At 63.2% G+C, this 12794-nt stretch carries 14 protein-coding genes and 1 tRNA gene; 3 read left to right on the top strand and 12 right to left on the bottom strand.

The window, feature by feature from the left end; translation table 11 throughout:
- The 8 genes from rpoB to MJ956_RS18295 all read right to left on the bottom strand — a co-directional run.
- A partial coding sequence (gene rpoB / locus MJ956_RS18260) for a DNA-directed RNA polymerase subunit beta (RefSeq protein WP_253965853.1) occupies window positions 1-2818 on the bottom strand: 2818 nt, incomplete at its 3' end.
- Between the two features lie 302 nt (window positions 2819-3120).
- The gene (gene rplL / locus MJ956_RS18265; protein WP_253965854.1) at window positions 3121-3495 is read right to left on the bottom strand and encodes a 50S ribosomal protein L7/L12; all 375 of its coding nucleotides are present in this window, start codon (window positions 3493-3495) and stop codon (window positions 3121-3123) included.
- Between the two features lie 51 nt (window positions 3496-3546).
- Window positions 3547-4065 carry a 50S ribosomal protein L10 gene (rplJ, locus tag MJ956_RS18270; RefSeq protein WP_253965855.1) on the bottom strand — a complete coding sequence of 173 codons (519 nt, stop codon included), beginning with the start codon at window positions 4063-4065 and terminating at the stop codon, window positions 3547-3549.
- Between the two features lie 379 nt (window positions 4066-4444).
- On the bottom strand, window positions 4445-5143 hold the full coding sequence (rplA, locus tag MJ956_RS18275; protein WP_253965856.1) for a 50S ribosomal protein L1: 699 nt from the start codon (window positions 5141-5143) through the stop codon (window positions 4445-4447).
- A gap of 4 nt (window positions 5144-5147) precedes the next feature.
- Entirely contained in the window at window positions 5148-5576 is a 429-nt protein-coding gene (rplK, locus tag MJ956_RS18280) for a 50S ribosomal protein L11 (protein ID WP_253965857.1), read from the bottom strand.
- A gap of 149 nt (window positions 5577-5725) precedes the next feature.
- Window positions 5726-6256 carry a transcription termination/antitermination protein NusG gene (gene nusG / locus MJ956_RS18285; protein WP_253965858.1) on the bottom strand — a complete coding sequence of 177 codons (531 nt, stop codon included), beginning with the start codon at window positions 6254-6256 and terminating at the stop codon, window positions 5726-5728.
- Between the two features lie 31 nt (window positions 6257-6287).
- Window positions 6288-6485, bottom strand: coding sequence for a preprotein translocase subunit SecE (secE, locus tag MJ956_RS18290; RefSeq protein ID WP_206453983.1), 198 nt, complete (start codon window positions 6483-6485; stop codon window positions 6288-6290).
- A 130-nt stretch (window positions 6486-6615) separates the two neighbouring features.
- Window positions 6616-6691 (bottom strand) — tRNA-Trp (locus MJ956_RS18295).
- Window positions 6692-6968: 277 nt separating this feature from the next.
- Here MJ956_RS18295 and MJ956_RS18300 point away from each other — a divergent pair.
- From MJ956_RS18300 to MJ956_RS18310, 3 genes are all read left to right on the top strand, one after another.
- The gene (locus tag MJ956_RS18300; RefSeq protein ID WP_253965859.1) at window positions 6969-7601 is read left to right on the top strand and encodes an HAD family hydrolase; all 633 of its coding nucleotides are present in this window, start codon (window positions 6969-6971) and stop codon (window positions 7599-7601) included.
- An 11-nt stretch (window positions 7602-7612) separates the two neighbouring features.
- Entirely contained in the window at window positions 7613-8353 is a 741-nt protein-coding gene (kdsB, locus tag MJ956_RS18305) for a 3-deoxy-manno-octulosonate cytidylyltransferase (protein WP_253965860.1), read from the top strand.
- Window positions 8354-8417: 64 nt separating this feature from the next.
- Window positions 8418-9131, top strand: a complete 714-nt coding sequence (locus tag MJ956_RS18310) for a hypothetical protein (protein ID WP_253965861.1) — start codon at window positions 8418-8420, stop codon at window positions 9129-9131.
- 22 nt (window positions 9132-9153) lie between these two features.
- Here the strand turns inward: MJ956_RS18310 and MJ956_RS18315 are convergent, their stop codons facing one another.
- From MJ956_RS18315 to MJ956_RS18330, 4 genes are all read right to left on the bottom strand, one after another.
- Window positions 9154-10008, bottom strand: a complete 855-nt coding sequence (locus MJ956_RS18315) for a 3-deoxy-manno-octulosonate cytidylyltransferase (RefSeq protein WP_253965862.1) — start codon at window positions 10006-10008, stop codon at window positions 9154-9156.
- Window positions 10009-10044: 36 nt separating this feature from the next.
- Window positions 10045-10737 (bottom strand): glycosyltransferase, encoded by a 693-nt coding sequence (locus tag MJ956_RS18320; protein WP_253965863.1) that lies wholly within the window; start codon window positions 10735-10737, stop codon window positions 10045-10047.
- Window positions 10738-10876: 139 nt separating this feature from the next.
- The gene (locus MJ956_RS18325; protein WP_253965864.1) at window positions 10877-11563 is read right to left on the bottom strand and encodes a hypothetical protein; all 687 of its coding nucleotides are present in this window, start codon (window positions 11561-11563) and stop codon (window positions 10877-10879) included.
- Window positions 11560-12504, bottom strand: coding sequence for an ELM1/GtrOC1 family putative glycosyltransferase (locus tag MJ956_RS18330; protein WP_253965865.1), 945 nt, complete (start codon window positions 12502-12504; stop codon window positions 11560-11562). Before MJ956_RS18330 ends, MJ956_RS18325 begins: the two co-directional genes overlap by 4 nt.
- Window positions 12505-12794 lie beyond the last annotated feature (290 nt).

The following is a 12794-nucleotide window of genomic DNA, read 5'->3' on the forward strand; positions in this document are numbered from 1 at the left end:
GCATACGGTTCGAGGTGTCACGGACGTCGGACGCCTTTTCGCCGAAGATGGCGCGCAGGAGCTTCTCCTCCGGCGTCATCGGGCTCTCGCCCTTCGGCGTGATCTTGCCGACCAGAATGTCACCCGGCTGCACCTCGGCACCGATATAGACGATACCGGCCTCGTCGAGATTCTTCAGCGCTTCTTCCGACACGTTCGGAATGTCGCGCGTGATCTCTTCCGGTCCAAGCTTGGTGTCTCGCGCCATGACCTCGAACTCCTCGATGTGAATCGAGGTGAAGACGTCGTCGGCGACGATGCGCTCCGACAGGAGGATCGAATCCTCGTAGTTGTAGCCGTTCCACGGCATGAACGCGACGAGCACGTTCCGCCCGAGCGCGAGATCGCCAAGATCGGTCGAAGGACCGTCGGCGATAATGTCGCCCTTTTCGACCCGGTCACCGACCGCCACCAGCGGGCGCTGGTTGATGCAGGTGTTCTGGTTCGAACGCTGGAACTTCATCAGACGGTAGATATCGACACCGGACTTGCCAGCCTGAAGATCCTCCGTCGCGCGGATGACGATACGCGTGGCGTCGACCTGGTCGACCACGCCGGTCCGGCGCGCACCGATGGCGGCACCCGAATCGCGCGCGACGATCGATTCCATGCCGGTGCCGACGAACGGCGCCTCGGCACGAACCAGCGGCACCGCCTGGCGCTGCATGTTCGAGCCCATCAAAGCACGGTTGGCGTCATCGTTTTCCAGGAACGGGATCAGCGCCGCGGCGACCGAAACAAGCTGTTTCGGCGACACGTCCATCAGGTCGACATTGTCGCGTGGCGTCATGAAGACGTCGCCGGAATGGCGGCAGACCACGAACTCGTTCTGGAACCGGCTGTCGTCCGTGAGGATCGCATTCGCCTGGGCGACGTGGTGCTTGGATTCCTCCATCGCCGAAAGATAAACGACATCATGGGTGACGACGCCGTCGACAACCTTGCGATACGGGCTCTCGATGAAGCCGTATTTGTTCACTCGCGCAAAGGTGGCGAGCGAATTGATCAGACCGATATTGGGACCTTCCGGTGTTTCGATCGGACAGATACGGCCGTAGTGCGTCGGATGCACGTCGCGCACCTCGAAGCCGGCCCGCTCGCGCGTCAGGCCGCCGGGCCCGAGCGCCGACAGACGCCGCTTGTGGGTGATCTCCGACAGCGGGTTGGTCTGATCCATGAACTGCGACAGCTGCGAGGAACCGAAGAACTCGCGCACGGCGGCCGCGGCCGGCTTGGCGTTGATCAGATCCTGCGGCATCACCGTGTCGATCTCGACGGAGCTCATGCGCTCCTTGATCGCGCGCTCCATGCGGAGCAAACCGACGCGGTACTGGTTTTCCATCAGCTCGCCGACCGAACGCACCCGGCGGTTGCCGAGATTGTCGATGTCGTCGATTTCACCCTTGCCGTCCCGAAGGTCGACGAGCGTCTTGACCACCGCGAGGATGTCCTCCTTGCGCAGCACGCGCACGGTATCCTCGGCGTCGACGTCCAGACGCATGTTCATCTTGACGCGGCCGACGGCCGACAAATCGTAGCGCTCGCCATCGAAGAACAGCGAATTGAACATCGCTTCCGCGGTCTCGATCGTCGGCGGCTCGCCGGGACGCATCACCCGGTAGATATCGAACAGCGCGTCCTGACGGTTTTCGTTCTTGTCGACCGCCAGCGTGTTGCGGATGTAGCCGCCGACATTGACGTGATCGATGTCGAGAACCGTGATCTCGTCGTAACCCGCGGCGATCAGGTCGATCAGATTGCCCTTGCGCTCACCGGTCTTGGCATCGACGGTGATCTCGAGTTCGTCGCCCGCCTCTAGATAAACCTCGCCCGTCTCGGGATTGACGATATCCTCGGCGATGTAGGAGCCAGCGAGATCATCCTCGCTCGCGCGCAGCGCCTTGACGCCCTTTTCCTGCATCTGGCGGGCCTGACGCGCCGTCACCTTCTTGCCGGCCTCGACCAGAACCTCGCCGCTGTCGGCATCGATGAGGTCGACGACGGCGCCCTGGCCGCGCACGCGCTCCACCGAGAACGGCACGCGCCAGCCTTTTTTATCCCGTTCGAACTTCACCGTGTCGTAGAAGGTCGACAGGATCTCCTCGCCATCCATGCCGAGCGCCATGAGCAGGCTCGTCACCGGAATCTTGCGGCGGCGGTCGATGCGGGCATGCACGACGTCCTTGGCGTCGAATTCGATATCGAGCCACGAGCCACGATAAGGAATGACACGGGCGGCGAACAGCAGCTTGCCGGAGGAATGGCTCTTGCCCTTGTCGTGATCGAAGAAGACACCCGGCGAACGGTGCATCTGCGAGACGATGACGCGCTCGGTGCCGTTCACGACGAAGGTGCCGTTGGACGTCATCAGCGGCATGTCGCCCATGTAGACGTCCTGCTCCTTGATGTCCTTGACCGATTTGGAGCCGGTATCCTCATCGATATCGAAGACGATCAGGCGCAACGTCACCTTGAGCGGCGCGGCGTAGGTCAGGTCGCGCTGACGGCACTCCTCGACGTCGAATTTCGGCGCCTCGAACTCGTATTTGACGAATTCCAGCATCGCCTGGCCCGAGAAGTCCGAAATCGGGAAAACCGATTTGAAGACGGCCTGCAGACCCTCGTCGAGACGGCCGCCTTGCGGCTCGTCGACCATCAGAAACTGATCATAGGAGGCCTTCTGGACCTCGATCAGGTTTGGCATCTCGGCGACTTCGGGGATCGACCCGAAGAATTTGCGTACCCGCCTGCGACCGCTAAACGTCGTCGTTTGAGACATCGTCGCTCCTTCTCGTGACAATGCCCTTGACCAAAGGGCTTGAATTCTCTTCCCTCCCCGTCGAGAGGTGCCGTGGGCCAAAGGGCCGGTGCGGCTGACAGACCTGCCGGGCGAAAGGCCCGCGTCTCCAAACGGTTCTATGAACCGTCTGAACACGCGCGCGTCACGTCACTCCCGTCCCTGCCCGTTTCGGGTCGGACCGCCGTCCGCCCGGCTCGCCATGACGCGAGCACGGAAGGCGGAACGGCAAAATGCCGTCCCGCCCGCCGGATATTGCTACTCAAGCGCGGGATGGCCCGCGATTACTTGACTTCGACCGTGGCGCCAGCCTTTTCGAGCTGGTCCTTGAGCTTGTCGGCCTCGGCCTTGTCGACGCCTTCCTTTACCGGCTTCGGCGCGTTGTCGACGAGGTCCTTGGCTTCTTTCAGGCCGAGGCCCGTGATCGCGCGGACTTCCTTGATCACGTTGATCTTCTGCGCGCCGGCGGCGGCGAGGATCACGTTGAACTCGGTCTGCTCCTCGGCAGCTTCGGCCGGAGCACCGCCACCAGCAGCGGCAACCGCAACCGGAGCCGCGGCGGAGACGCCCCATTTTTCTTCCAGCATCTTCGAGAGTTCCGCCGCCTCGAGGACGGTCAGGCTCGACAGGTCTTCAACGATCTTGGCGAGATCAGCCATGTTTGCATTCCTTCAGATTCGAACTTTGGTTTGAGCAGCGAGGAACCGTCCTCACGCCGCCTCGTCCTTCTTGGCATAGGCCCCGAAAACACGCGCGAGTTGTCCCGCGGGTGCCTGTAGAACCCCGGCGATCCGAGTGGCCGGCGTATTGATCATGCCGACCAGCTTGGCCCGGAGTTCGTCCAGCGACGGCATGGAGGCCAAGGCCTTCACACCATTCGCATCGAGTGTGGTCTTGCCCATCGCCCCGCCCAGGATGACGAGCTTGTCGTTCCCCTTGGCGAAATCGTTGGTGACCTTTGCCGCCGCGACCGGGTCGCCCGAATAGGCGATCAGGGTCTGGCCCTCGAACAGCGTCGAGATCCCTTCGGCGTCCGTGCCTTGAAGAGCGATCTTGGCGAGGCGGTTCTTCGCGACTTTGACGGTGCCCCCCGCGTCGCGCATTTTCGAACGATAGTCGTTCATCTGCGCGACCGTAAGACCGGCATAGTGGGCCACGACGACCGTTCCCGAGTCCTTGAAGGTCTCGTTCAGCGTCGTGACGAATTCGCGTTTTTCCGCTCTGTCCACTGCCTCTCTCCAATTAGCCTCGACCTCCGAAGAGGCCGCGGCCGGTTGCCTTTTGCCGCCCGGATCATCCGGACGACGCTCGGAGATCCTGTCCCCCCGGCCGATCCCTCGATCGGGTTCCATGGAACCCAAGGGCGACGCAAGGCATTCAGAGGTTCGAACCAAGAACCCGGGCTGATCCCGGAGAATTCGGAACTTCCCCGTCTCATGCGGGCTTTCTGACGATTATGACCGATGCCGAAGCAACAGGTCGCCCACAATCTCGGACAGGCATTCAGGAAGCCCCGAAAGGCTCCCACGCGCCGGGGCGAACCCCGGAACCTTGGTGACGGTGATCGGCGCATATAGGTGCGGCGATCACCGGTGTTAAGGGTCGGACCTAAGCCGCATTCAGGGACGATGGATCGATCTTGACGCCGGGGCCCATCGTCGACGTGATCGCGACGCGCTGAACGTAATTGCCCTTGGCGCCCGACGGCTTGGCCTTCTGCACAGCATCGGCGAACGCACGGATGTTCTCCGCGATCGCCTTGCCTTCGAAGCTCACCTTGCCGACACCGGCATGAACGATGCCGGCCTTTTCGACGCGGAATTCCACGGCACCGCCCTTGGATGCCTTCACGGCGGCGGCGACGTCAGGCGTCACGGTTCCGACCCGCGGGTTCGGCATCAGGCCGCGCGGCCCCAACACCTTGCCGAGTCGACCGACGAGAGCCATCATGTCCGGCGTTGCAATGGCACGATCGAAATCGATTGCGCCACCCTGGACCTGCTCGACGAGGTCTTCCGCCCCGACGATGTCGGCGCCGGCGGCTTTCGCCTCTTCGGCCTTGTCGCCCCGCGCGAATACCGCGACGCGGACGGTGCGTCCGGTGCCATTCGGAAGATTGACGACACCGCGAACCATCTGGTCCGCATGCCGCGGATCGACGCCGAGATTCATCGCGACTTCGATCGTCTCGTCGAATTTTGCGCTCGCACGACCCTTCAACAACTCGACCGCCTCGTCGAGACCGTAGAGCTTGGTGCGTTCGATGCCGTCGCGGGCGTTACGGATGCGCTTTCCAGCTTTTGCCATCGTCTCAACCCACCACTTCGAGGCCCATGGAACGGGCGGAACCCTCAACCATAGCCATGGCCGCTTCCACGTCGTTCGCGTTCAGATCCTTGAACTTCTTCTCGGCGATATCGCGCACCTGCTCGCGCGTCACCGAACCGGCGACGCTCCTGCCCGGCTCCTTGGAGCCGCTCTTCAGATTCGCCGCCTTCTTGAGAAAGTAGCTGACCGGCGAGGTCTTCATCGCGAAGGTGAAGGATTTGTCCTGGTAATAGGTGATCACCACCGGGATCGGGGAGCCCTTCTCCTGGTCCTGGGTCTGCGCGTTGAACGACTTGCAGAATTCCATGATGTTGATGCCACGCTGACCGAGCGCGGGACCGATCGGGGGCGACGGGGTCGCCGATCCGGCCGGGACCTGCAGCTTCAGCTGGCCCTGAATCTTCTTAGCCATTAGTTCCTGCCTTCATTGTTCGGGCCGAATGACGGGTCGATCAGTGACCAAGCCTACGGCTACCTGCAGTTCGCGCGGTGCGGCATCTCCGACCGGCTAGAGCCGGAATGCCTCCCGCACGAGGATTTCGGGCGAAAAGCCCGTTCTGATCAGACCTTTTCGACCTGACCGAATTCGAGATCGACGGGCGTTGCGCGACCGAAGATCGAGACCTCGACCTTGAGCCTCGCCCGCTCCTGATCGACTTCCTGCACGACGCCGTTGAACGAGGCGAAGGGGCCATCCGAGACCCTGACCTGCTCGCCGATATCGAACGAGATCGTCGGCTTCGGCCGATCCACTCCGTCCTGCACCTGCATCAGGATCTGCTCGGCTTCCTTTTCGGAAATCGGGACCGGCCGGTTATCCGGCCCGAGAAAGCCCGTGACCTTCGGCGTGTTCTTGATCATCGAGAAGACCTGATCAGTCAGCTCGGCCTTGACCAAGACATAACCGGGGAAGAACTTCCGCTCGGCATCGACCTTACGCCCACGACGCACCTCGACCACCTTCTCGGTGGGCACGAGGATCTTTTCGAACTTGTCGGAGAGCCCCTTCTGGCGGGCCTGCTCCTCAATCGATTCGGCCACCTTCTTCTCGAAATTGGAATAGGCGTGGACGATGTACCAGCGGGCGGTCATGAAATTTACGATGTCTCCTGCGACGTCGGCGTCAGACGCCGGCATTCATGATCAGGCCGACCACATAGCCGAGCACCTGATCCGCAACGAAAAAGAACGCCGCGGCGAAAGCGACCATCACGAACACCATGATCGTCGATATGATCGTCTCACGGCGGGTCGGCCAGGTGACCTTCGCGGTCTCCGACCGGACCTGCTGGAGAAATGTGAAAGGATTGGTCTTGGCCATACACCGCTCACAGCTAATGCGCGTGAAGGCTGGCCACCAGCCTCACGCGCCACATGTCGATCACCGCCCCTGTACCCGCCCTCGTCACGATTCACAAGGGCCGGCCACACAGAATCTCGTTTGCGACGAATGGCAGGGGCAGAGGGACTCGAACCCACGGCCTGCGGTTTTGGAGACCGCCGCTCTACCAACTGAGCTATACCCCTTCGGTGAAGCCGAGATATCGGCTCACGGCGCGAACTGCAACTCCATTTTTTCGCCGCGACCACCGATGAGCGGCTGCTCGCGGCCGTTGACCGCCATGCGAGCCTCGCGAGACCCTTCAATTGATGGGGGCGGCCCTACCACCGCAATGCAGGTGCGGCGTCTCAGTTTCCATTGGACACCCTGACGACCTACCGGTACATCCGCCGCCGAGTAACGACGGCGGTTGCGGTGGCGTAGTCGGCCGAGGAACAACCAGAGCGGAACCGACCAGGACCCATGACATCGGCGGTATGGCAAAAAGCCCTTATCCTGTTCGATCTCGACGGCGTGCTTCTTGATTCGCGCCGCAACATGGAGATCGCCTGGAACAGCGTGCGCGAGGAACTCGGCGTCTCCGTCCCATTCGAGGCCTATTTCGCCGAGATCGGACGCCCGTTCCCCGATATCATGGCGCGGCTCGGTCTCGCCCATGCAGCAAGCGCCGTCGAACGGGTATTCCGCCGCGCCTCCAGCCAGTCGCTTCACGAGACGCCGTTTTTCCACGGGGTAGACGCAATGCTTTGGACGCTTGTCGAGAGCGGTCGCCGACTCGGCATCGTGACGTCGAAGGATTCGGCGCGCACCGAACTGGTCCTCGATCGGCTGCCGGTCCGCTTCTCGGTCGTCATAACTCCGCGTGACGGGCTGCGCGGCAAGCCGGCGCCCGACCATCTCCTGTTCGCCATGGCCCGCTGCAATGTCGATCCGTCCGACACGGTCTTCGTCGGCGACATGGATTCCGACGCCGAAGCCGCGCGCCGGGCGCGTATCGATTACGTGCATGTCGACTGGGGCTATGGCGCCAGGCCTCCCGACTGCATCTTCGCGGCCGCCGCGCCGGCCGATCTCGAGACATTCCTGCTCAGCTGAGGAGCCTTCCCATGGCACCGCGTATCGTCGCCGTAATTCCCTGCCGCTTCGGCGCGTCCCGCTTTCCGGGCAAGCCGATCGCGGACATCAACGGCAAGCCGATGCTCTGGCACGTCTATCAGCGCACGATCGAGGCCGAAGGCATCGACGCCGCCACCATCGCGACCGACGACGACCGCATTCGCAAGGTCTGCGAAGTGCTCGACCTGCCGGTGATGATGACTCGCGAGAACCACGCCTCGGGGACCGATCGCGTGGCCGAATGCGCCGGGCGACTCGAGGCCGACATCATCGTCAACGTCCAGGGCGACGAACCGATGATCGACCCCGAGGCCATTGCGCGGGTTGCCCGCGGCATCGCCACCTGCGACGACCCCAATGTCCAGGCCTCGAACGGATACAACGAAATTTCCTCGCCTTCTGACGCGATCGATACCAATGTGGTCAAGGTCGTCACCACCACCGCCGGTCTCGCGATGGCCTACTCGCGTCTGCCGATTCCCTACCCGAAGGGTGGCGCCGTTCGTCATCTGCGCCAACTTGGCCTTTATGCCTTCCGGCGCGAGGGGCTGCAGCGTTTCGCCTCCTTGCGGCCCGGTCCCCTGGAACGGGCCGAGGGGGTCGAGATGCTGCGATTTATCGAACAGGGCTACAGCGTCATGATGGTGCAGGTGCCGAACGACGAAGGCATTCCCGTGGATACACCCGCCGATCTCGACCGTGTTCGCGCGATGATGGCCGGCAGCCAGTGACGGTCGTCCACAGCGGCATCCGTCCCGCATTCGCGATGTGGCGATAAGTCAGAGAGGAGCAGCCATGACAGTGACGACGCGGCGGCCCTTCAATCCGAGCGAGGAACAGGCGATCGCCGCGGATTTTCCAGTCCTGGCGGCACGCCATGCGGCATGGCTCAGAGCGCGCGGCCTGCTCGACCGCCCCTGGTTCGTTCTCGGCTCCGCGCCGGATCCGCATGTCCCGCAACCCTTCCCGCCAGGGACAGCCCATGTTCACGTCAAATATGCCGGTCACGCCGCCCGCCAGTACGGCCTGCCGGCGGGAGACCTGACCTTTCTCCTGGCCAAGACGACGAAGCAGCAGATCGACGGCCTCGACCTCGACGCCGTCTTGCGGCTTCGCAAACGCCACAGCTTGCTGACGCGGATTCGGCGCGATCTGCCGGCTCTGGGGGGGAATGAATGCGCCCTTACCCATCGCGAACGGGACGCCTTCATCATCGGTACACTCGGCAGCCTTTTCGGCGTCACCGGCTCGGAAATCCGTCCCTCCAACGGGATCGCACTCATCGCCTATGCCATTGCCGTCGGAATCCCGCAGATCATCGTCGCCGGCATCTCGCTTCAGAGCGACGGCTACGCCTATGACCCGTCGGCGCGGATCCGGCGCCACCTAGAAGAAGACCGCGCCGCGCTCGCCGTCGTCGCGGCGCGCTATTCGGAGGTCGTGACAACCGAGCCGGAACTCAGCCGCACAACTGGCATTCCGCTGCTTGAGGGTGTCCCGGCGGCCTGAGCAACGCACGCGGTGTTGCGGCTCAAGTTCGGCTTTGCGCCTCGCTCGAGGTCTTCTCCGCGAGCTTCTGCTTGCGGGTCTTCGGCTTCAGCCCCCGCAGCAAGCTGTCAATTCTGCTCTGAAGCCTGGTCAAGGACATGAGCCGGTCGATCGTCATGTTGGTGCCTTCCAGCCGCTCCGACAACACCTCGGCCGACGCGACTGCGACGTCGGACGGAGTGACGCCGGGCAGGCGCGCCGCGATGCGGTCCCATTGGCCGCCACGGCTGCCGCCGTCCATCTCCAGCCGTCCGCTGCGAACAAGCAGCCGGTTCACGATCTGCTCGAACGTCCATTCGTGATCGTGGAACAGCTTCCAGCGAGCCGAGCGTTGGGCGGTGAAGCCGGCCAATACGATCGTCAATGTCGGACAGGCTTCCGCCAGCCAGAAAGCGAGCGCGAAACCGCTCGTCGGAAGATGCGTGTCGGGATAGAAATCGGCGAAGATCGGCGCGAGATCGAGAAACCCGACACGCGCGCCCCCGAACGCCTCGGCCGGGCTGAAGGTCTCCGCGCCGCCGGCCCTCAGATTTGCGATGCCTTCGAAGTGGTCGCCGCGAAGGACGCGAAGGACGTCATCGACTTCCCGTCGATAGACGATGTTTGCGCCCGCCTGACTGCTGCGAGCGACCAGCAGCGACGGCCGGGCAAAGGGCGCGTCGAGGACCTTGAAGACCTTGTTGAAGAAAACGAAGAGTGTCCCCTCGCCGTGGCGCGACGACAGCGACACGATGTCGACGGCGTCGCTATTGGCGACGAGCACCACCCGCTCGAAGCCGCCGAAGAAGGCGGCCCAGCCGTCACGCGTCTCCGGCAGGTTCGCCGGCCGATCCGCCATCGCACTCACTCTCCGCCGCTCCCCCGCCAGGGCCGGTCAGTCGCCGCGCTGCTGAACATGCAATGTACGCTCGCGCATGGCGAACCATTCCTCGGCGTAGTCGTCGTTCTTATATTCGTTAAAATACGGCCCGCCGTCGGTGAAATGGACGTTCTTGGCATCGGCGCGATGGTCATATTCGTTGACCAGCCAGTTCCAGACTGCCGGCAGCTCGCCGATATTTTCGTCGCCGTCGAGCCATTTGAATTGGTGAAGCTGCAAGCCCGTGGCGGTATTGACGAAATCCGGGGTCAAGGCACCGCATTTGGCATTGTTGAACAGCATGACGCTCGACCAGTTCTTCTTTTCGTATTTGGTCTGCGTCTGGCCGAGGAACTTCGTCTCGATTTTGGGCTGATAATCGTGTTTCACGCACATGACGGCGTAGCGTTCGTCGCGCAGCGCCCAGAGTTCCGCGATATCGGCGCGCATGAGCATGTCGCAGTCCATGAACAGGCTCCAGCCTTCGAAGCTGCTGAGATAGGGCACGAGAAAGCGAGAGAACGAGAACTCGGTGGACTGCAGGGCGTTCCGTTCGCGTTTGAAGATGCCAGCCAGGTTGGGCAACACGATCGGCGAGAACATCACCGGGACGGACGCATGCTCGATGATGCTCTGCGCCAGGACGTGATAGGCGATGACTTCCTTGGAATCGTAGCCGATGAAGACTTGGACGGTCGGTTGCGTCACGAGACCACCTTGCTGAATTGCGGAAATGACGGCGTCATACACCGGGGATCGGCAAAGGCCAATGTCGCATGCCATCGAAGTCGCAAATGCGGGCGCGAAAGCGTGAGCCGTCCCGATTTGGGGATGAGCGACAACGGCGTCAGGGAGCCCAGAGGCGAAGCCCGGTATCGGCGGCAAGTTCCGGCTCGCTCGTCGCCACGCGCGGGTCGCCTCTCAACTGTTGGAGCGCGTGGCGGTCCTCGGCGATTTGCCAGCGCGGCCGCGCCAGCGTGTCGTAGGAATGGCCGGTGCGAGCAAAGGAAAAGCCTGAGAGGACGACCTCCGGTACGCCCAGGAATAGCCCGTAGCACAAGGTCGCGATTCCCGTGGAGGGCTTGCCCAACTCGCCGATGCTGATCATCTCCGGCCCGATCATCGCCATGTTGATCGCCTCGCGGTCATCGGGATGAAGCGAGACCAGTGTACCGATCTTCGCCTTGCGCTGGCGCATCAGCTTCCAGTGCTGCCGCCATTTTGGCCGGGGACTGAACCACAGCATGGCCCGCGTTTCGAGGTCGGGAAAGACCTCCCAGGACTCAACCGGCCTGCGCACGGTGAGAGCCGCCGGCCCCCATCCGAGGCGCTTCGCCGCAAGGCCGGAATTGTTGATGTCGACCCGGGCATGGCTCGCCTGGAGCGCCTCGGGCATCGTCGGCTCGGGGGCTCCGCCGAGCAGCACCCAAGGGCGATGAAGCAGACCGAGACGGTCTATCTGCGCGCGGTGCGATTCGCGGATCGCAACGAGCCGGCACGTTCGTGCGACGGTGGTCACCCGCTCAACAGTCATCGATACGCCGTCTCGTAATGCGCTTGGATCGTCTGGGCAATCTCTTTCGCCTGGTCATTGAACGCATAGTCATAGGGAGCGAGATCGCCCGTGAAAGGCCGGGTCAGCCGAAGCGTCTCCTGCAGATCCCGGTGAAACCATTCAAATTTCTCCAGCCGCTTCCCCTCGATCGGCGCCAGGTCGACGCTGTAGACCGGACGACCGGATGTTAGCGCCTCGCAGTGCATCGTCACTGTGTCCTTGCCGATCACGAATGCGTCGGCCGCCGCGAGATAGTCGTGATAGGGATTCTCACCCGTCCGATCCCATATATCGACGCGCTCGTCATCGATCCGAAGCAGCGCGTTCAGCAGTTCGGGGCGGCTGCGGCGGGACGTCGAGATAAGGACCAGGCGGTCGTCCGCGGCCAGTTGCCGGGCCGTCGCGACCAGACGGTCGATTGTCGGGGCGTCATAGTCATAGGCGCCATTGGGCCCGCCCAGGAGCATCACGACGATCTGCCTGTCATCCCCGGCCCCCAGCCAACGCCCGCGCGCCGCCTGCCGTCGCTCCTCCAGCCGAGCCCGTTCGACGCGATGGGGCACGCCGATCATGCTGCGGTACTCGGTGCCCTCGAGCCGATCGCTCTTCCAGTCGTGGCGGGAGACGAAGGCGAGATCGTAGGTTCCCCGCGAAGCGCGAGCCGGCGGCTGGAGATGCACCGCGAGCGGCCGACCGTCAAAGCGCTCCTTGATCCGCGCCACGTGTCGCTCGGCGAACCAGCCACACGAAATGACGATGTCAGGCTCTGACTCGCGAACTCGTCGATAGGGTGACAGGAGTCCGCGCCGCCATTTGGGCAGCCGTCCGACGGTGTGGATTTTCGGATCGGACGTCAGATGGCCGGCGACGCCAAGGCACTGGGTAAGCGTGCCGGCCTTCTCTTCGCTGACGGTCCACACTCGCAACTGGCGATCCCCTCGCAACGGTCCGGCTGGTTACTAGCGCAGATGGCGCCGCGCGCGCCAGACGCTTCCGCCCGGCCGAGGGGCAGCGATCGCGAGGTTAAATTAAGGACATCCCGCACGGAAGATCCACCGAGTCGCGAGTCGCCGCCCTCAAACGTGAACGGGCCCTCGCGGGCCCGTCTGCTGTATCACGATGGCGAGCGGTTGCGCGCCCGCCTTAGTCGTATCTTACTCGACGATCGAGGCGACGATGCCGGCGCCGACGGTGCGGCCGCCTTCACGGA

Source organism: Aurantimonas marianensis (assembly GCF_024195285.1).
Classification (GTDB): domain Bacteria; phylum Pseudomonadota; class Alphaproteobacteria; order Rhizobiales; family Rhizobiaceae; genus Aurantimonas; species Aurantimonas marianensis.

Bases quoted from the DNA above. Each gene is read 5' to 3' on its own strand.
- rplK (WP_253965857.1), bottom strand. From the start codon at position 5,576: ATGGCTAAGAAGATTCAGGGCCAGCTGAAGCTGCAGGTCCCGGCCGGA.
- MJ956_RS18325 (WP_253965864.1), bottom strand. From the start codon at position 11,563: ATGACTGTTGAGCGGGTGACCACCGTCGCACGAACGTGCCGGCTCGTT.
- nusG (WP_253965858.1), bottom strand. From the start codon at position 6,256: ATGACCGCCCGCTGGTACATCGTCCACGCCTATTCCAATTTCGAGAAG.
- MJ956_RS18300 (WP_253965859.1), top strand. From the start codon at position 6,969: ATGACATCGGCGGTATGGCAAAAAGCCCTTATCCTGTTCGATCTCGAC.
- MJ956_RS18315 (WP_253965862.1), bottom strand. From the start codon at position 10,008: ATGGCGGATCGGCCGGCGAACCTGCCGGAGACGCGTGACGGCTGGGCC.
- rplL (WP_253965854.1), bottom strand. From the start codon at position 3,495: ATGGCTGATCTCGCCAAGATCGTTGAAGACCTGTCGAGCCTGACCGTC.
- kdsB (WP_253965860.1), top strand. From the start codon at position 7,613: ATGGCACCGCGTATCGTCGCCGTAATTCCCTGCCGCTTCGGCGCGTCC.
- MJ956_RS18310 (WP_253965861.1), top strand. From the start codon at position 8,418: ATGACAGTGACGACGCGGCGGCCCTTCAATCCGAGCGAGGAACAGGCG.
- secE (WP_206453983.1), bottom strand. From the start codon at position 6,485: ATGGCCAAGACCAATCCTTTCACATTTCTCCAGCAGGTCCGGTCGGAG.
- rplA (WP_253965856.1), bottom strand. From the start codon at position 5,143: ATGGCAAAAGCTGGAAAGCGCATCCGTAACGCCCGCGACGGCATCGAA.